Source organism: Pseudomonas sp. TH15, assembly GCF_016651105.1.
In the GTDB taxonomy this organism is placed as follows: Bacteria; Pseudomonadota; Gammaproteobacteria; order Pseudomonadales; family Pseudomonadaceae; genus Aquipseudomonas.
The window spans coordinates 4,786,308-4,804,377 of sequence record NZ_JAEKEL010000001.1 but is presented as its reverse complement, the minus strand read 5'-3'; the positions used below and the strand labels follow the sequence as shown (position 1 = coordinate 4,804,377).

15 protein-coding genes are annotated in these 18,070 nt (G+C 60.0%); 6 read left to right on the top strand and 9 right to left on the bottom strand.

The annotated features are described in order from the left end of the window. Positions 1–33 precede the first annotated feature (33 nt). From JFT87_RS21665 to JFT87_RS21655, 3 genes are all read right to left on the bottom strand, one after another. Positions 34–927, bottom strand: coding sequence for an SMP-30/gluconolactonase/LRE family protein (locus JFT87_RS21665; protein WP_201204434.1), 894 nt, complete (start codon positions 925–927; stop codon positions 34–36). Between the two features lie 26 nt (positions 928–953). Then, positions 954–1,778 (bottom strand): NAD-dependent epimerase/dehydratase family protein, encoded by an 825-nt coding sequence (locus tag JFT87_RS21660; protein ID WP_201204433.1) that lies wholly within the window; start codon positions 1,776–1,778, stop codon positions 954–956. Between the two features lie 282 nt (positions 1,779–2,060). Continuing rightward, complete coding sequence (locus JFT87_RS21655) at positions 2,061–3,356, bottom strand: OprD family outer membrane porin (protein WP_201204432.1); 1,296 nt, start codon at positions 3,354–3,356, stop codon at positions 2,061–2,063. A gap of 285 nt (positions 3,357–3,641) precedes the next feature. On the opposite strand from JFT87_RS21655, the gene JFT87_RS21650 reads away from it, so the two are divergent. Both JFT87_RS21650 and JFT87_RS21645 read left to right on the top strand, forming a co-directional pair. After that, positions 3,642–5,306 (top strand): MFS transporter, encoded by a 1,665-nt coding sequence (locus tag JFT87_RS21650; RefSeq protein WP_201204430.1) that lies wholly within the window; start codon positions 3,642–3,644, stop codon positions 5,304–5,306. Beyond that, positions 5,303–6,445, top strand: coding sequence for an HlyD family secretion protein (locus tag JFT87_RS21645; protein WP_201204428.1), 1,143 nt, complete (start codon positions 5,303–5,305; stop codon positions 6,443–6,445). Before JFT87_RS21650 ends, JFT87_RS21645 begins: the two co-directional genes overlap by 4 nt. Positions 6,446–6,517: 72 nt before the next feature. Here JFT87_RS21645 and copD read toward each other — a convergent pair whose 3' ends face one another. After that, positions 6,518–7,378, bottom strand: coding sequence for a copper homeostasis membrane protein CopD (copD, locus tag JFT87_RS21640; protein ID WP_201204426.1), 861 nt, complete (start codon positions 7,376–7,378; stop codon positions 6,518–6,520). Positions 7,379–7,381: 3 nt separating this feature from the next. Further along, positions 7,382–7,747 carry a copper homeostasis periplasmic binding protein CopC gene (gene copC / locus JFT87_RS21635; RefSeq protein WP_201204424.1) on the bottom strand — a complete coding sequence of 122 codons (366 nt, stop codon included), beginning with the start codon at positions 7,745–7,747 and terminating at the stop codon, positions 7,382–7,384. A 140-nt stretch (positions 7,748–7,887) separates the two neighbouring features. Here copC and JFT87_RS21630 point away from each other — a divergent pair, with 140 nt between their 5' ends. Then, on the top strand, positions 7,888–8,508 hold the full coding sequence (locus JFT87_RS21630; RefSeq protein ID WP_201197383.1) for a TetR/AcrR family transcriptional regulator: 621 nt from the start codon (positions 7,888–7,890) through the stop codon (positions 8,506–8,508). Between the two features lie 116 nt (positions 8,509–8,624). Here the strand turns inward: JFT87_RS21630 and preA are convergent, their stop codons facing one another. The 3 genes from preA to hydA form a co-directional block, all read right to left on the bottom strand. After that, positions 8,625–9,899 (bottom strand): NAD-dependent dihydropyrimidine dehydrogenase subunit PreA, encoded by a 1,275-nt coding sequence (preA, locus tag JFT87_RS21625; RefSeq protein ID WP_201204422.1) that lies wholly within the window; start codon positions 9,897–9,899, stop codon positions 8,625–8,627. Then, positions 9,900–11,267 carry an NAD(P)-dependent oxidoreductase gene (locus tag JFT87_RS21620; protein ID WP_201204421.1) on the bottom strand — a complete coding sequence of 456 codons (1,368 nt, stop codon included), beginning with the start codon at positions 11,265–11,267 and terminating at the stop codon, positions 9,900–9,902. It abuts the gene before it with no gap. Between the two features lie 202 nt (positions 11,268–11,469). Beyond that, on the bottom strand, positions 11,470–12,909 hold the full coding sequence (gene hydA / locus JFT87_RS21615) for a dihydropyrimidinase (RefSeq protein ID WP_201204420.1): 1,440 nt from the start codon (positions 12,907–12,909) through the stop codon (positions 11,470–11,472). Between the two features lie 637 nt (positions 12,910–13,546). On the opposite strand from hydA, the gene JFT87_RS21610 reads away from it, so the two are divergent. The 3 genes from JFT87_RS21610 to JFT87_RS21600 all read left to right on the top strand — a co-directional run bounded on the left by JFT87_RS21610 (position 13,547) and on the right by JFT87_RS21600 (position 17,459). Next, positions 13,547–15,031, top strand: coding sequence for an NCS1 family nucleobase:cation symporter-1 (locus tag JFT87_RS21610; protein WP_201204419.1), 1,485 nt, complete (start codon positions 13,547–13,549; stop codon positions 15,029–15,031). Positions 15,032–15,165: 134 nt separating this feature from the next. Then, positions 15,166–16,449 (top strand): Zn-dependent hydrolase, encoded by a 1,284-nt coding sequence (locus tag JFT87_RS21605; protein ID WP_201204418.1) that lies wholly within the window; start codon positions 15,166–15,168, stop codon positions 16,447–16,449. Positions 16,450–16,544: 95 nt separating this feature from the next. Beyond that, on the top strand, positions 16,545–17,459 hold the full coding sequence (locus tag JFT87_RS21600; protein WP_201204417.1) for a DHH family phosphoesterase: 915 nt from the start codon (positions 16,545–16,547) through the stop codon (positions 17,457–17,459). A 367-nt stretch (positions 17,460–17,826) separates the two neighbouring features. Here the strand turns inward: JFT87_RS21600 and JFT87_RS21595 are convergent, their stop codons facing one another. Beyond that, the gene (locus JFT87_RS21595; protein WP_201204416.1) at positions 17,827–18,024 is read right to left on the bottom strand and encodes a hypothetical protein; all 198 of its coding nucleotides are present in this window, start codon (positions 18,022–18,024) and stop codon (positions 17,827–17,829) included. Positions 18,025–18,070 lie beyond the last annotated feature (46 nt).

Sequence of the window (18,070 nt, the reverse complement as noted above, 5' to 3'; positions counted from 1 at the left end):
GTTCAAGGCGCAGCGGTGCAGCACAGGCGGGCGTTACAGCAAATCGTTGAATTGGGGTTCCGGCAGGCCTTTGACGCCGGGGTTCAAGGCGAATACGCCGCCGGCCAGCGACTGCGGATCATGGTCGTCACCGGGGCGGATTGAAGTCACGAACAGTGTGTCCAGTCGATTGCCACCAAAGGCACACATCGTCGGTTTTTTCACCGGCACGGCGAGGGAACGATCCAGTCGACCATCGGGCGTAAAGCGGTGAATCAACCCGGCGTCGTTGGCGCAGATCCAGTAGCAGCCTTCGGCATCGACCGCCGCGCCGTCGGGACGACCAGCGTACTGATTCATGTCGACAAACAGCCGACGATTGCTCGGCGTGCCGCTGTCGATGTCGTAGTCAAAGGCCCAGATTTGCTGGGCCAAAGGGTGGGAGTCCGACAGGTACATCGTCCGGCCGTCCGGGCTGAAACCCAGGCCGTTGGGGACGATGAAACCGTCGAGTTGCGCGGCGATTACTGCGGATTGTCCGGCGCCATAGCGATAGAGCCGGCCTTCGGGCGCATTCAAGCCCATGTTCAGCACCATGCTGCCAGCCCAGAAACGGCCCTGACGATCGCAGCGACCATCGTTCAGGCGCATGTCCGGACGGGCGTGATCGACGTGGGCCAGCAGTTCGCTGTCGAGGCTGCCATCGCTGTGCGGGAGCAGATGAAAGAACCCGCTTTCCATCCCGGCAACCCAGCCGCCGTCGCTGTGCCGCGCAATGCAGGCGAGCATCTCGGGGGCGGTCCAGGCATGGACGTGGCCGGTGTCGGCACTCCAGCGCTGCAAGCCGCCGGTGGGAATATCGACCCAGTACAGGGCGTTTTCTTCGGCGACCCATACCGGGCTTTCACCAACGGCGTTACGGGCATCGACAATCAATTCGGCTTGCATGGCGAATCATTCCTTTGGACGTTGGCTCAGTCGCCGAACGGGCCGGAGGCGACAAACGCGCCACCCTGGTAAACCATCGCCGGGTCATCAGCGGCCGGCATCGGTTGGGCTTCGACTTTTTCGCGGAACCCTTCGGAGCTGTCCTGCGGCGCATATCCCAGGCCGGTGGCAAAGCGGTTGTCCCACCAGACGTTCTTGTTATCGGACACGCCGTACACGATGGTGTGGCCGACGTTCGGGGCGTACAGAGCACGTTCGATCAGTTGAGTCAGGTCACCGAAGCTCAGCCATGTGCTCATCATCCGGCGGTTTTGCGGTTCCGCGAACGAGGAGCCGATACGGATGCTGACGGTCTCGATGCCATAGCGATCGAAGTAGAAACTGGCCATGTCTTCGCCATAGGACTTGGACAAACCATAGTAGCTGTCCGGGCGGCGAGGGGAGTGGGCGTCGATCACCTCATCTTGCTTGTAGAAACCGATGACGTGGTTGGAGCTGGCGAAAATGACTCGCTTCACGCCATGGCGGCGCGCCGCTTCGTAGATGTGGAAGACGCCGCAGATGTTGGCGCCGAGAATCTCCTCGAACGCGTGCTCTGTCGATACACCGCCAAAGTGCAGGATCGCGTCCACGCCTTCGACCAGTTGATGCACGGCGTGTTTGTCGGCGAGGTCGCAAGGCACGACTTCTTCGCGGTCATCGATGGCCGGGGTGATGTCGGCAATGTCCGACAGGCGAATCACGTTGGCATAGGGCCGCAGGCTCTCGCGTAGAACTTTACCGAGGCCACCGGCGGCACCGGTCAGCAGCAGACGATTGAAAGGGGCGCGGGGAGTAGAGGTAGACGTCATGGCAATCCCTTACACGTTGTTATTAGGTTTGTTGTAGGTTGTCGTATGACTGCGCTGAAGTATCGGTAGGGTTTCCGGAACTTGTCAACGCGACTTTCGGTGTAAATGACGGAAGGGCTATTCCTTTTTCGATCACCACAGTTCCGTATTTGCAATGCAATCCCTTGTGGAAGCGAGCCTGCTCGCGAACGCGCTGTGTCATTTGGAATTTATATCGACTGACACGCCGCCTTCGCGAGCAGGCTCGCTCCCACAGGGTGAAACCCGGTGTGGCGGCTGGCTTTACAACAACGAAATCGGATAGCTGATGAAGATCCGGTTCTCATCAAATTCGTTGGTGCTGAAGTCCTTGCGAATGCTCGAGTTGCGCCATTTGACGTTGAGGTTTTTCAGTGTGCCGCTCTGCACGGTATAGGCCAGTTCCGATTCGCGGCCCCATTCCTTACCGTCGGTGATTGCTCCGGTGTGCACGTTATCGCCGCTGATGTAGCGGTTCATCATGGTCAGGCCGGGAATGCCGAGGGCGACGAAATTGTAGTCGTGGCGCACTTGCCAGGAGCGTTCCTGAGCGTTGTCGTAGCTGTTGTTGTAACTGTCGTTGGCCAGGGTTCCGCCGCTGGTGCCGTTGACGCGCATCCAGACGCTGTCGCCGGTGAGTTTTTGTAGGCCGACATAGAACGTGCTGCCGCCGTACCCGGCCGAGAGCAGGGCGAAGGTGGTTTTGTTATCCAGTTCGCCGGCCAGCGCACTGCCGTCTTCCTTACCGGTGAAGTACCCGAGGTTGGCGCCCAGCGTCCAGTCGCCGATTGGCTGGCTGTGACTCAGGTTGAAAAATTCCTGCTGATAAATGTCGCTGAGTTGCGAGTACCAGACGCCGACCATCGTGCGTTTGTCGTTGAAGGTGTATTCACCGCCACCGAAGTTGAAGCGATCCGAAGTGAACGCCGCTTTGCCGTTCATCGACATGTCGCTCATGCTCGAATCGTTGCGTGGGCTGTTGGCGCGGAACTGGCCGCCGTAGAGCTTCAGGCCTTCGATCTCGCTGGAAGTGACCTGGCCACCGCGGAAGGTTTGCGGCAGGGAACGGCCATCGTCCGAGCGCAGGATCGGCAGCACCGGCATCCATTCGCCGACCTTCATTTCAGTCTTCGACACCTTGGCTTTGAGCGCCACGCCCAAGCGCCCGAAATTGTCCGCCGGGCGGCCATCGTGATCCAGCGGCAGCAATTGCGTACCGCCGGTGCCTTTACCACCGTCGAGTTTTTCCGAGAACAGACCCAGTACATCCAGGCCGAAGCCGACGGTGCCTTGGGTGAAGCCGGATTTGGCGTCGAGGATAAAGCTTTGCGTCCACTCTTCAGCCTTGCCCTGGGGGTAGGCCGGGTTGGTGAAGTTACGATTGAAGTAGGCGTTGCGCAGGTTCAGCGAGGCCGTGGCGTCATCGACGAAACCTTCAGCATGGCTGGTCATGGGCAAGGCCAGGGCCAGGCTGCCGCAACCGATCAGGCTCAAGGTGTGGCGGCGTACGAAGGTCGGGCGAGGGGTGCAGACGGAGGAATGACGGACGAGCTTGCTCACAGTGACGCTCCCTTGTTGCTTTGTTGTTTTTATTTTTTGTTATACGTCGTCGTACAACGCTGGTGCGGATATTTCCTACGTTTCCCGGGAAAGTCAACCCTCGGTTGTACGATAACCTGCAGGAGCTACGGCACGCTGCGATCTTCTGATCTGGCTTTTTTAAAATCAAAAGATCGCAGCCTCGTTTCACTCGACAGCGCCTACAGGGATTTGTGTTGTCCATGGGATGTGTGTTGCCGGTGATTTTGCGGCAAACTTCAATCACCTTTCGCACAAGGCCATTGAATGGATCACTACGCCCCGCGCAATTGGCAGCCCCACGAGCGGCCCAGTTTGCCCGGTTCCCCTTCGACGCCCGAGCACTCCAATCCCAAGCGGCTGGCGTATGCGCTGGTGGGTTTGCTGGTGGCGTTGACCGGTGGCCTCGGCAATTCGCTGGTGATTGCCAACCTGCCTTACCTGCAAGGCGCACTCGGCGCGACCACCGCCGAGATGGCGTGGCTGCCGGCGGCCTACGTGATGACCAACGTCTCGATGAACCTGTTGCTGGTGAAGTTCCGCCAGCAGTTCGGCTTGCGGGCGTTCACCGAAGTCTTCCTGGTGCTCTACGCCCTGGTGACCTTCGGCCATTTGTTCGTCAACGACCTGAGTTCGGCGATTGCCGTGCGGGCGGCCCACGGCATGGTCGGTGCGGCGCTGAGTTCGCTCGGCCTGTATTACATGATCCAGGCCTTCCCGGCGAAATGGCGGATGAAGGCGTTGGTGCTGGGCCTCGGCACTTCGCAACTGGCATTACCGCTGGCGCGATTATTCTCTGAAGACTTGATGCAAATCGCCGAATGGCGCGGCTTATACCTGTTCGAACTGGGCATGGCGCTGCTGACGTTGGGCTGTGTTTTCTTGCTTAAATTGCCACCGGGCGATCGCTTCAAAACCTTCGAAAAACTTGATTTCCTGACCTTCGCCATCCTCGCCACAGGTGTGGCGTTGCTCTGTGCGGTGTTGTCGCTGGGACGCATCGACTGGTGGCTGGAAGCGCCATGGATCGGCGTGGCCTCGGCGGCGTCTATCGTGCTGATCCTCGCCGGCCTTGCCATCGAACATAACCGCAGCAACCCGATGCTGATGACCCGTTGGCTCGGTAGTGGCGTGATGATTCGGCTGGCCCTGGCGGTGATCCTGATTCGCATGGTGCTGTCGGAGCAGTCCACCGGCGCGGTCGGGTTTATGCAGGCGCTGAACATGAGCAGTCAGCAGTTGCACAGCCTCTACGTGGTGATGTTGCTCGGCAGCATCGCCGGTCTGGCGACCAGTGCCCTGACCATCGACCCCAAACACCTGTTCATGCCGCTGATCGTATCCCTGGCGCTGATGGCGGTCGGCTCGGTGATGGACAGTTATTCGAACAACCTGACTCGCCCGGAAAACATGTACTTCAGCCAGTTTCTACTGGCCTTCGGCGGCACGTTTTTCCTCGGCCCGACCATGGTTCTCGGCACGCGCAACGTGCTGACCAACCCGCGCAACCTGGTGAGTTTTTCGGTGCTGTTCGGGATCTGCCAGAACCTCGGCGGCCTGATCGGCGCGGCGCTACTGGGCACGTTCCAGATCGTTCGCGAGAAATTCCATTCCAGCAATATCGTTGAAAACCTGACCTTGCTTGATCCGCGTGTCGCGGCTCGAGTGCAGAGCGGCGGCAACGCGGTGGGTTCGGTGATCGCCGACCCGAGCCTGCGCAATCTTCAGGGCATTCGCAGCCTGGCCACGGCGGCAACTCGCGAGGCCAATGTGCTGGCCTATAACGATGTATTCATGCTGATCGCGGTGATTGCCGTGCTGACCATGATCTGGATTTCCATTCGCGCCCTGTGGCTGATGAGCACTACTCAAGCCGTCGCCCCAGCGCCTGCCACTCCTTCCGTCCCATCCAGCGGTGCCACTTCTTCATGACCGAACCGACCACTACGACCACCAACGCCATCGCCGCCACGCCCGAAGGTGTTGCGCCACCGTCCTCGCCGGCCACTGAGCCGCGCTCGTTGCGGGTGCGGATCGTCTCGTCCATGGGCTTCGCGGCGATTGCCATCGTCGGTGTGCTGATCGTGTTGTACGCCTGGCAACTGCCGCCCTTCGGCAGCGCGGTGGAAACCACCGAAAACGCTTTGGTCCGCGGCCAGGTGACAATCATCGGCCCGCAGCTCAGCGGCTATGTGTACGAAGTGCCGGTGACGGATTTCCAGTTTGTGAAGGCCGGCGACCTGCTGGTGCGCCTCGATGACCGGATCTACAAGCAACACCTCGATCAATCCCTGGCACAACTGGCGGTGCAGAAAGCAGCACTGGCCAATGTCGTGCAGCAGCGCAACAGCGCCGAAGCAACCATCAAGTTGCGTCAGGCCGCCATTGCCGACAGCGAGGCACAGTCGCGCAAGAGCGAGGCCGATCTGCGGCGTAACCAAGAACTGGTGAATGACGGCTCGGTGTCCAAACGTGAGCTGGACGTGGCCCTCGCCGCCAACGCCCAGACCATTGCTTCGGTGGCCCAAGCCCAGGCCAACCTGGAAATCGCCCGGCAGGACCTGCAAACCGTGATCGTCAATCGCGGTTCGCTGGAAGCGGCGGTGGCCAGCGCGGAAGCGGCGGTGCAACTGGCGCGGATCGACCTGTCCAACACTCGGGTGCTGGCCCCGCGTGACGGTCAGCTCGGACAGATCGGTGTGCGCTTGGGTGCCTACGTCAACTCCGGTGCGCAGTTGATGGCGCTGGTGCCGAACCAGTTGTGGGTGATTGCTAACATGAAGGAAACCCAGATGGACGACGTGCGAGTCGGCCAACCGGTGAGCTTCACCGTCGACGCGCTCGACCATCGTAAATTCAAGGGGCGGGTGCAGCGGATTTCACCGGCCACCGGTTCCGAGTTCAGCCTGTTGCAGGCGGACAACGCCACCGGCAACTTCGTCAAAATCGCCCAGCGAGTGCCGGTGCGGGTGACGGTGGATGCGGATCAGGAACAGATTGAACGGTTACGGCCGGGGATGTCGGTGGTGGTCAGCATCGACACCGCCGCGGGCGACACCCAACCGCATTGAGATCAAAAGATCGCAGCCTTCGGCAGCTCCTACGCGCCTGTGGGCGCTGCCGAAGGCTGCGATCTTTGATTTTCAGGTTGTGATCATCGGCGGCATGGTGCCCAGCAGCGAAACCGCCGCCACCGCGCCCATCCCCAGCAACCACTCCAGAATTACACTGGTCTTGAGCACGCCAACCCGTTGCTCGCAGTCCTTGATCCGCAACCGATTGAACAACGCCAGCCCCAGCATCACCGCGACCAGCACCACCTTGATCAACAGAATCAAGGCAAACCCGGACAGCAGCGGCGTCGGCCAAAACGCCCCGGTCAGCACTCGCACGTTAATCAAACCGGTGATCACCAACGCTGCGACCAAGCCGTAGCCGATCCCACTGAAACGGCGCAAAACCGCGCTCAATGAGTCGCTGTTCGGGTGCAGCAGAATCATCACCAACAGCATCAGCCCGCCGAGCCAGGCACCGACGCAGGTCAGGTGAATGATTTGATTGAGGATCAGCAACTGGCCGCTGAGACCGTCGAGCATTGCGCCATGACCCACCGGTGCCAGGGTCGCGAGCAACAGGCCGCTGACGATCAACCGCAACGGCACGTTCGTGCGCAGTGGTGTCAGCAGCAACCCCATCAGCACGGCGTTGAGCAGCAGGTGCCAGGTCCAGACCTGGCCAAAAAAGGTATTGCGCAGCACCAGGCGCAGGGTCGAGGGATCGAACGCCGCGTCCCAGGCCCCGGCCATGCTGGCGGTGATCAGCAGCAACCAGCTCACGCCGCTGACCAACGCCACGGCGGTCAGCCCTCGGGTGACTTGCGCCAGTTGCCGATCCAGGTTGTGGGCGTCAGCTTTCAGCAACAGCGGCCTGAACAGCCAGGCCCCGAACAGCATCAGCACCACCACAAAATGCAGGAAGCGGCACAGCACCAGCGCGTCGGTCATGAATTACTGGCCAACCTTGAAGCTGTAGGCGCCTTCGCTTTTGTGGGTGTCGACCGACACCGCGTGCCACTCGACCTTATAAGCACCCGCCGCCAACGGCGCTGCCGGGGTGACGATCAGGGTTTTCTTATCGGCGCCTTCGGTGGCCAGGCTTTTCACCGCAACGTCGGCGCCGTCCTTGCTGAGGCTGACTTTGGTGAAGGTCGCTTCAACACCTTCGGAAAACACCAGGCGCAAATCGGCGGGGGCAGCGACGGTGCTGTCGGCGGCCGGGGTCTGGCTTTTAAGATGGGCGTGGGCGAATACCGACGAAGCGGCGAACAGCGAGGCGAGCAGGGCAGTAGTGGTCAGGACGTTCTTGAACAGCATCGCGGATACCTCTGAGGCAGGATCGAAGAAGCTGCCAGTTTAGCCATCCGGCCACGCCAGTACGAAGTTTTGTTTGCAGCGGTCGCCCCGGTGGCAGAGCGGATGCTAGTCTTCAACAACGTTGTTGTCAGGGAGCCCTCATGGGCAATCACAAGATCGAGATTCGTCGCAGTAACGTCGAGAAAATTCTGCTGGGGGCGGAGAAGGTTTTCGCCGAAAAAGGCTTCGGCAGCACCGCCATGGCGGACATCGCCGCCGAAGTGCAACTGCCGCGCTCCAATCTGCATTACTACTTCAGCACCAAAAGCGAGTTGTACAGCGCGGTGTTGTTCGACCTGCTGGAAGTCTGGAAGCAGGACGCCTTGTGCTTTGAGATGTTCGACGACCCGCGCGTGGTGCTCAGCAGCTACATCCGCGCCAAGATGAACCATTCCCGCAGCCGGCCGTACGGTTCGAAAGTCTGGGCCAACGAGATTATTCACGGCGCGCCAACGTTGGGTGAGGCGCTGGACGTCAGCCTGTACGACTGGGCCAAGATGAAAGAAGCGAAAATTCGCCAGTGGGTCGAGGACAAACGGATCTTGCCGGTGGAGCCTTCAGCGTTGCTGTACATGATCTGGGCGTCGACCCAGCATTACGCGGACTTTGATCATCAGGTGAATATCCTGAATGATCATCAGGCGTTGTCGGACATGCAGTTCGAGCGGGCGGTGCAGACGGTGACGAGTGTGATATTGCGCGGGATTGGGTTGGAACCCTGAGATTTTCAGCGCAGCCAATGGCCCCTTCGCGAGCAAGCCCGCTCCCACATTTGAAATGCATTCCAAATGTGGGAGCGGGCTTGCTCGCGAAGGCGTCAGATCAGGCGCAGCAGATCCTAAAGGGCAACATGGTAAGGATTCCTCGGATCATGATTCCAATCCAGAAACGGCTTCCCACTGTCCATCGGCACCATCTCAATACAATCCGCCACCGGACAAGTGATCTGGCACAAATTGCACCCCACGCACTCATCATCAATCACTTCATATTTATGCGTCCCATCCGCCTGCTTGAGGCTGGCAATCGCCTGGTGCGACGTATCCTCGCAAGCAATATGGCAACGCCCGCAACCGATACAGGCCTCCTGATCAATCTTCGCAATCACCTGATAGTTGATGTCCAGGTACTTCCAGTCCGTGGTGTTGCCCACCGCGCGCCCGGAAAACTGCGAAATGCTGGTGTAACCCTGACTGTCCATCCAGCGTGATAAGCCGTCCTTCATCTCATCGACAATCCGGAAGCCATGCAGCATCGCCGCCGTGCACACCTGCACCGCGCCGCTGCCCAGGGCGATGAATTCAGCCGCATCGCGCCAACTGCCGATGCCGCCGATGCCGCAAATCGGCAGGCCTTGGGTCTGCGGGTCGCGGGCGATTTCAGCGACCATGTTCAGCGCAATCGGCTTCACCGCCGAACCGCAATAACCGCCGTGGGTGCTTTGATGGCCAACCGTGGGAATCGCGACCATTTGTTCCAGGTTGACGCTGGTGATCGAGTTGATCGTGTTGATCAGCGACACCGCATCGGCGCCGCCACGGTGGGCCGCGCGGGCGGCAACACGGATGTCGGTGATGTTTGGCGTGAGTTTGACGATCACCGGCAGCGAGCAATAGGTCTTGCACCAGCGGGTGACCTGTTCGACGTACTCCGGCACCTGGCCGACCGCCGCACCCATGCCCCGTTCCGGCATGCCGTGAGGGCAGCCGAAGTTCAGTTCGATACCATCGGCGCCGGTGGCTTCCACCAGCGGCAGGATGAACTTCCACGACTCTTCGACGCACGGCACCATCAACGAGACGATCAGCGCGCGGTCCGGCCAGTCCTTTTTGACCTGGGTGATTTCCCGCAGATTGATCTCAAGCGAGCGGTCGGTGATCAGCTCGATGTTATTGATGCCCATGACCTCGCGGTTAGCCCCGAAGTGTGCCGAGTACCGCGATGACACGTTGACCGCCGCCGGGTCTTCACCCAGGGTTTTCCAGACCACACCGCCCCAGCCGGCCTCGAAAGCGCGGACCACGTTGTAGGCTTTATCGGTGGGCGGCGCGGAGGCCAGCCAGAACGGATTGGGGGCTTTGATGCCAGCGAAGACAATCGAGAGATCGGCCATTTACGCAGCCTCCACGTTGAGCATGAGTTGAGCGTTGATGGCTTCTGCGGCCAGTTTTCCGTGTTGCACCGCTTGCACCGTGAGGTCCTGATCGAGGCTGGTGCAGTCGCCACCGGCATACACGCCGGGGATGCTGGTACGCAGGTTTTCATCCACCTGAATGCGTTCGCCCTGACGCTTGAGCTCCCGGGCCAGCGGGTCGGCGAGGGCGCTGCCATCGAAGGCCTGGCCGATGGCTTTGAAGATCGCATCGGCGGCCAGTTCGAAGGTTTGTCCGGTGGTTTGCAAGCGACCTTCGACCATGTGGGTACGGGCGAAACGCATGCCGCGCACGTTGCCCTGATCGTCGAGCAACACTTCTTCCGGTTGTGCCCAGGTCAGCAAGCGCACCTGATTGGCTTTGGCGATGTCTTGTTCATGACCGGTGGCGCCCATGTCCTCGACGCCACGGCGGTACACCAAATTGACGTCATGAGCCCCGAGACGAGCCATTTGCACGGCCATGTCGATGGCGGTGTTGCCGGCGCCGAGGACGATGCAATGATCGGCCAAGGGCAGTTGTGTCAGGTCATCAGCCTGGCGCAGTTCGCGGATGTAGTCGGTGGCGGCGACCAGCCCCGGCGCGTCCTCGTGATCGAGCCCGAGTTGTTTGCTGGCGGCCAGGCCGAGGCCGAGGAACACCGCGTCGAATTGCTGGTGCAGTTCGCTCAGGGTCAGGTTCTCGCCGAGTTTCTGACCATGACGGATTTCGATGCCGCCAATTTGCAGCAAGAAATCCAGTTCCTTTTGCGCGTAATCGTCCACCAGTTTGTACTTGGCGATCCCGTATTCATTGAGGCCGCCAGCCTTTTCCTTCGCTTCGAAAATCACCACGTCATGGCCGTGCATGGCACTGCGGTGAGCGCAGGACAAACCGGCCGGGCCGGCGCCGACCACCGCGATGCGCTTGCCGGTAGCGGCAGCGCGCTGGAACGGGTGCTCGCTGAAATTTGCGTTATCGACGGCATAGCGTTGCAACAGGCCGATCAACACCGGCGCGCACTCATGGTCGTTGTTGCGCACGCAGGCTTGCTGGCAGAGGATTTCGGTCGGGCAAACCCGGGCGCAACTGCCGCCGAGGATGTTTGCCGAGAGGATTTTCTGCGCGGCGCCCTGGACGTTTTCCTGATGGATATTGCGGATGAACGACGGAATATCGATCTCGCTCGGGCAGGCGTTCACGCACGGTGCGTCGTAGCAATACAGGCAGCGCGAGGCTTCCAGATGCGCCTGACGGTCGTTGAGCGGCGGCGCCAGATCGGTGAAATGGCCGGCGAGGGTGGCCGCATTCTCGTAGGGATGCGGGAGGTGGTTCAGGGTCTTGATCACGGTTTAAGGCCTCATGTTTTTTTGAGGTGCTGCCTCTGGTGGGCATTGGGTGTTCATGCATAACCTGTGGCGAGGGAGCTTGCTCCCGTTGGGCGGCGAAGCCGCCCCATATCCAGTCGATTGGATACACCTGACACCCAGGGTCGACTGGTGTTGGTCCTGCTGCGCAGGCCAGCGGGAGCAAGCTCCCTCGCCACAGGGGTCAGCGCTTGACGGCGGTAGGTTTGTGCAACTCAGCCCGCTTACTCAGCAAATCAAACACCGCCGGGTACGCCGGCCGTTCGATGTACCGCCCGGCGCCGCGCTCGGCGCGCAAGTCGCCATCGGCCCAGACCACGCGGCCCTGGCTGACGGTATGGCTGGGCACACCACGCACGGTCTTGCCTTCGAAGATGTTGAAGTCCACCTGCTGATGGTGGGTTTTGGCGGAGATGGTTCGCGTACCTTCCGGGTCCCACAGCACCAGGTCGGCATCGGCGCCAACGCGGATCGCGCCTTTGCGTGGGTAGAGGTTGAAAATCTTCGCGGTGTTGGTGGAGGTCAGGGCGACGAAATCCTGCATCGACAAGCGACCGGTGTTCACCCCTTCATCCCAGAGCACCGCCATGCGGTCTTCGATACCGGCGGTGCCATTCGGGATCTTGCTGAAGTCGTCACGCCCGGCGGCTTTTTGCTCGGCGCAGAAGCAGCAATGGTCAGTGGCCGTGGTGTGCAGGTTGCCCGATTGCAGGCCGTGCCAAAGCGCTTCTTGATGACCGCGGGGGCGGAAGGGCGGGCTCATCACGTAACCGGCGGCGGTCTGCCAGTCCGGGTGTTGGTAGACGCTGTCGTCCAGCAGCAGATGCCCGGCCAATACTTCGCCGTACACCGGTTGACCCTTGCTGCGGGCGTAAGTGATTTCGTCGAGGGCTTCCTTGGTCGAGACATGCACCAAGTACAACGGCGTGCCAATCGTTTCGGCAATGCGGATGGCCCGGCTGGCGGCTTCGCCTTCCACTTGCGATGGTCGCGACAGCGGATGCGCTTCCGGGCCGGTGATGCCCTGGGCCATCAACTTGCGTTGCAGGTGATAGACCAGTTCGCCGTTTTCCGCATGCACGGTCGGCACCGCACCGAGTTCCAGACAACGCTCGAAACTCGCCACCAAGGTGTCGTCGGCGGCCATGATCGCGTTCTTGTACGCCATGAAATGTTTGAAGCTGTTGATGCCGTGATGGCTGACCAGTTCGGCCATTTCCTCGCGGACCTGCTCGCTCCACCAGGTAATCGCCACGTGGAAGCCGTAGTCCGACGCCGACTTCTCGGCCCAGCCGCGCCACTGATGAAACGCTTCCATCAACGACTGCTGCGGATTGGGAATCACGAAGTCGATGATCGACGTCGTGCCACCGGCCAGACCCGCCGCCGTGCCACTGAAGAAATCTTCACTGGCCACGGTGCCCATGAACGGGAGCTGCATATGCGTGTGGGGGTCGATGCCGCCGGGCATCAGGTATTGGCCGCTGCCGTCGAGTTCTTCGGCACCCGCCGGAACATCCAGATTGTTGCCGATGGCTTTAATCACGCCGTCGGCGCAATAGACGTCGGCGCGATAACTTTCATCATGGGTAATAACGGTGGCGCCACGGATCAACAGAGACATTCCGAGTTCCTCGCAGGCATGACCGACTTATGCCGGTTCTAAATGTTTTATATGAAGCGGCCGCAAACAGGTGTATTCCTGTCAGGGCTGTCAGGAATAGAAACTAGCTGGTGTTATTGGAATGAGCAAGAATATTTTTTATAAGCTTATAACGTACATAAAGTATTGAAATATAAGGATTAAAAATATAAATCACCAAAATGGTGAGGGCTTTCACCATTTTGACGCACTTGACAGGAACCAGATTTGAGCGAGATTTGTCATGGTAAATCAGCTGCTTGAACGCTAAAGAGTCGCGGCCCAGACGCTTTGCTGAAAATAACCGTGCACCACTTTGAACCTGGCTGTTCGAGTAACTTGTCTTGGTCTTTTGCCTGAGAGATGAAACAAGTAAGCAATATGGCTCAATAATTTGAATAAAAGCGTTTAAACATCAAACAGTTGAAAGCGCTATACGGACAGGTCGGGAAGCTCGGCGCAACAGTCGGCACGTTTATTGAGTGCTGGCGCTGACAAGCCAGGCCGGTTAGTGAAGTGCGTGTTCACATGCAAGTACTCCGGCCATCGCCCGGTGTGCGGCGCGTCCGCCTACCAGCCCCTGATGAGCAAAAATAATTCAAAGAACAGTGGAGCGGCCATGCAACAGATCAGATCGCAAGTGACCGAGCGCGACGGCTTGTTTGAGCTCGAAGCCGGCACCGACGTCCTCGACAGTCCCCGTTACAACCACGACATGGCACCGACCAAGGTGCACGAACGAACCTGGAACAAATGGCACATCACCGCGCTGTGGATCGGCATGTCGGTCTGCGTGCCGACCTACACCCTCGGCGGCGTGCTCACCGCGTACTTTGGCTTGAGCGTTGGCGAAGCGCTGCTGGCGATTCTGCTGGCCAACTTGATTGTGCTGATCCCGCTGACCCTCAATGCGTTCGCCGGCACCAAGTACGGCATCCCGTTTCCGGTGTTGCTGCGCTCGTCCTTCGGCATCCTCGGCTCCAACGTACCGTGCCTGATTCGGGCGCTGGTGGCGTGCGGCTGGTTCGGCATCCAGACGATGTTCGGCGGGTTGGCGATTCACCTGTTCCTGGGCTCGATTTTCGACGGCTGGAAATCCCTCGGCGGCACCGGCGAAGTCATCGGTTTCATGATCTTCTGGACGCTGAACCTGTGGGTGGTGCTGCGCGGTGCCGAATCGATCAAATGGCTGGAAACCCTGTCCGCACCATTGTTGGTGGCGGTCGGCATTGGGTTGCTGGTGTGGGCGATGCCCAACGTGTCGATGACCGAATTGCTGGCGATTCCACCGAAACGCCCTGAAGGCGCGAGCGTGATCAGTTACTTCGCCGCCGGGCTGACGGCGATGGTCGGGTTCTGGGCCACTCTGTCGCTGAACATCCCGGACTTCAGCCGCTACGCCAAAAGCCAGAAGGATCAGATCCTCGGGCAGATTTTCGGTCTGCCGCTGACCATGTTCCTGTTCGCCTCCCTCGGCGTGATCATGACTGCCGCGTCGGTGAAACTGGTGGGCGTCACCGTCTCTGACCCGGTCAGCCTGATCGGGCATATCCAGAGCCCGGTGTGGGTTGCGTTAGCCATGGCGCTGATCATCATCGCCACGCTCTCGACCAACACGGCGGCCAACATCGTGTCGCCGACCAACGACTTCCAGAACATCGCGCCGAAGGTGATCAACCGCACTAAAGCAGTGATGCTCACCGGTCTGGTCGGGTTGCTGCTGATGGGGCATGAACTGCTGAAAAAGCTTGGGCTGATCGTTTCGAACGTGAGCCTGGAAACCGTCTATTCCAACTGGTTGCTGGGCTATTCCAGCCTGCTCGGACCGATTGCCGGGATCATGGTGGTGGACTATTTCCTGATCAAGAAACAGCAACTGGACCTGGCCGGGCTCTATCGTGATGACGTCTATCCGGCGTGGAACTGGTTTGGGTTTATCGCGTTTGGCGTGCCGGTGGTGCTGACGTTGCTCTCGCTCGGTAGCAGCGCATTCAGCTGGTTTTACAGCTATGGCTGGTTTACCGGCTCGGCGCTGGGAGGGTTGATTTACTACGGGTTGTGTTCGATGCGGACCAGTCCGTCTGTTGTGAAATCTTCGGTGTAGCGGATGGCCCCTTCGCGAGCAAGCCCGCTCCCACATTTGAAATGCGTTCCCCTGTGGGAGCGGGCTTGCTCGCGAAGGCGATCTACCAGAAACCAGAGAAATATCCATAAGAAACGCAGCCTGAGGAGATCCCCATGAACGCTGCCGTAGACGTTCTGCAATCCACCCATCAGCACATCAATCGCGACCGCCTGTGGCAGTCGCTCATGGAACTGGCCAAGCTCGGTGCCACGGTCAAGGGCGGGGTCTGTCGCCTGGCCCTGACCGACCTCGACCGCCAGGCCCGGGACATTTTCGTCAACTGGTGCGAAGAGGCGGGCTGCACCGTCACCATAGACGCCGTCGGCAATATCTTCGCCCGCCGTCCCGGCCGCAATCCAAACCTGCCACCCGTGATGACCGGCAGCCATATCGACACCCAACCCACCGGCGGCAAGTTCGACGGCTGCTTCGGCGTGCTCGCCGGGGTTGAAGTGTTGCGCACCCTCAATGACCTCGGCGTGGAAACCGAAGCGCCGCTGGAAGTGGTGGTCTGGACCAACGAAGAAGGCTCGCGTTTCGCCCCGTGCATGATGGGCTCAGGCGTGTTCGCGGAAAAATTCACCCTCGAAGAAACCCTGGCCAAGGTCGATGCCGACGGCGTCACCGTTGGCGAAGCACTCAACGCCATCGGCTACGCCGGACCACGCAAAGTCAGCGGCCACGCGGTCGGCGCCTATTTCGAAGCGCACATCGAGCAAGGCCCGATCCTCGAAGACGAACACAAAACCATTGGCATCGTCATGGGCGCTCTCGGCCAGAAGTGGTTCGACCTGAAACTGCGCGGCGTCGAAGCCCACGCCGGCCCGACCCCAATGCACCTGCGCAAGGACGCCCTGGTCGGTGCCGCCGTCATCGTCGGCGCGGTCAATCGCGCCGCCCTCGGCCATCAACCCCACGCCTGCGGCACCGTCGGTTGCCTGCAAGCCTACCCCGGCTCACGCAACGTCATCCCCGGCGAAGTGCGCATGACCCTCGACTTCCGGCACCTGGAGCCGGCGCGCCTGGATTCGATGATCGCCGAAGTTCGCCAAGTCATCGAAACCACCTGCGAGGAACACGGCCTGACCTTCGAACTGACCCCCACCGCCGACTTCCCGCCGCTGTACTTCGACAAGGGCTGCGTCGAAGCCGTCCGCGGCGCCGCCCAAGGGCTGGGCTTGTCGCACATGGAAATCGTCAGCGGAGCAGGGCACGACGCAATTTTCCTCGCCGAACTCGGTCCAGCCGGGATGATCTTCGTGCCATGCGAAGGTGGCATCAGCCACAACGAAATCGAAAACGCCGCACCGGATGATCTGGCGGCGGGGTGTGCGGTGTTGTTGCGGGCGATGTTGGCGGCGTCGGCGATGGTCGCGGCCGGTAAAGCCGCCGCATAAACATCAATAGATCGCAGACCTGTGTAGGCGCTGCCACAGGCTGCGATCTTTGCCTGTCACCCAAATGTCATGGAAATGTGTGATGTTGCCAGCCCATGAAAATCATCACTTCTGGCGCGTCCTATCTGGACATCGACGCCTACGCCTGCTGCATTGCCTACGCAGAATTGCTCAATCTGCAAGGCATTCCCGCCCGCGCCGTGAGTAGCGCAAAACCCAACGCCAGTGTTTCCAGCACCGTGCGCGGTTGGGGCAATTTCTTGCACGACGCGGCACCGATGCCCGGCGACGAATTTGTCTTGGTCGACGTTTCCGACTATCACCACTTTGATCCAATGGTCGTGCTCGATCAGGTCGTGGAAGTCATCGACCATCATCCGGGTAACGAAGATTATTGGGCAAAGAAACTTGGTTTAGCCGCCGACATCCGCCCGATCGGCGCAGCGGCGACTCAGGTATTTCAGCGCTGGCTGGCGGCCGACTTGCTGCATCGAATCAGTCAGCCAAGCGCCGCGCTCCTGGCCACCGCGATTCTCGACAACACCCTGAATTTCACCAGCCAGATGACCACGCCAGCGGACATCGACGCCTACGCCGACCTCGCGCCACGGGCGAAACTGACGAAAGACTGGCCCGAGCAGTATTTCCTCGAATGCCAGGCCAGTATCGAATCAGACCTTGTCGGTGCATTGGCAGTTGATTTGAAACGGATGAAACCCGAAAGCAATCTGCCGCAGATCTTTGCGCAAATGACCGTGTGGGATGCCGATGCGTTGTTGCAAAAACACCGGACGACGATGAGCCACTGGATGGCGAAGCAGGGCGAAGACTGGCTGCTGAACCTCATCAGCATTCGCGACCGGAAAAGCTGTTTGCTGGCAGAGCCACTACCCAGCCAACACAAGCTGAGTCAACTGCAGACGCTCGACTGGCACGCAGGACTGGCCGTCCTCACCCCGTCAATACTGCGCAAGCAACTACTCAAACTGGGCCTACACACAACCCCGTAGGAGCCAAGCTTGCTCGCGAAGGCGCCAGCACAGCTTGCAAGGCTGCTACCTGACACCCCGCTTTCGCAATCAAGCCCAGATCCCACAATGTTTTGCGGTGTTCCCGGAATCTGCAACAACACAAAACCCTGTAGGAGCCGAGCTTGCTCGCGAAGGCGCCGGCACAGCTTGCAAGGCTGCTACCTGACACCCCGCTTTCGCAATCAAGCCCAGATCCCACAATGTTTCGCGGTGTTCCCGAAATCTGCGACAACACAAAACCCTGTAGGAGCCGAGCTTGCTCGCGAAGGCGCCAGCACAGCTTGCAAGGCTGCTACCTGACACCCCGCGTTCGCGAGCAAGCTTTGCTCCTACAAGGGGTATTGGATTAATCCGGGGTGGTGGTTTTTGTGCGGCGGTCATGGCCCTTTGGGTTGCCTACGTCCAGCAACCGTCTTTCCACCAGGACGTTCTCCAGCGCTTGGCGCTCGACTGGCGCCATCTGGTGTTCGCGTTTTTTCAGCTCCAGCAGAATGGGGCTGGACCAGGTGCGATAGGTCTGTTCGATGTTGCGACGCGACGTCATCAGTCTCTCCTTGATGAAGAGCCCGGTGTGGCTGGCAGGGGCTCAA

What these genes read in the sequence shown, in the direction of transcription:
- JFT87_RS21665 (WP_201204434.1), bottom strand. Translation starts at nt 927, where the DNA reads ATGCAAGCCGAATTGATTGTCGATGCCCGTAACGCCGTTGGTGAAAGC.
- JFT87_RS21660 (WP_201204433.1), bottom strand. Translation starts at nt 1,778, where the DNA reads ATGACGTCTACCTCTACTCCCCGCGCCCCTTTCAATCGTCTGCTGCTG.
- JFT87_RS21650 (WP_201204430.1), top strand. Translation starts at nt 3,642, where the DNA reads ATGGATCACTACGCCCCGCGCAATTGGCAGCCCCACGAGCGGCCCAGT.
- JFT87_RS21645 (WP_201204428.1), top strand. Translation starts at nt 5,303, where the DNA reads ATGACCGAACCGACCACTACGACCACCAACGCCATCGCCGCCACGCCC.
- copD (WP_201204426.1), bottom strand. Translation starts at nt 7,378, where the DNA reads ATGACCGACGCGCTGGTGCTGTGCCGCTTCCTGCATTTTGTGGTGGTG.
- copC (WP_201204424.1), bottom strand. Translation starts at nt 7,747, where the DNA reads ATGCTGTTCAAGAACGTCCTGACCACTACTGCCCTGCTCGCCTCGCTG.
- JFT87_RS21630 (WP_201197383.1), top strand. Translation starts at nt 7,888, where the DNA reads ATGGGCAATCACAAGATCGAGATTCGTCGCAGTAACGTCGAGAAAATT.
- preA (WP_201204422.1), bottom strand. Translation starts at nt 9,899, where the DNA reads ATGGCCGATCTCTCGATTGTCTTCGCTGGCATCAAAGCCCCCAATCCG.
- hydA (WP_201204420.1), bottom strand. Translation starts at nt 12,909, where the DNA reads ATGTCTCTGTTGATCCGTGGCGCCACCGTTATTACCCATGATGAAAGT.
- JFT87_RS21610 (WP_201204419.1), top strand. Translation starts at nt 13,547, where the DNA reads ATGCAACAGATCAGATCGCAAGTGACCGAGCGCGACGGCTTGTTTGAG.
- JFT87_RS21605 (WP_201204418.1), top strand. Translation starts at nt 15,166, where the DNA reads ATGAACGCTGCCGTAGACGTTCTGCAATCCACCCATCAGCACATCAAT.
- JFT87_RS21600 (WP_201204417.1), top strand. Translation starts at nt 16,545, where the DNA reads ATGAAAATCATCACTTCTGGCGCGTCCTATCTGGACATCGACGCCTAC.
- JFT87_RS21595 (WP_201204416.1), bottom strand. Translation starts at nt 18,024, where the DNA reads ATGACGTCGCGTCGCAACATCGAACAGACCTATCGCACCTGGTCCAGC.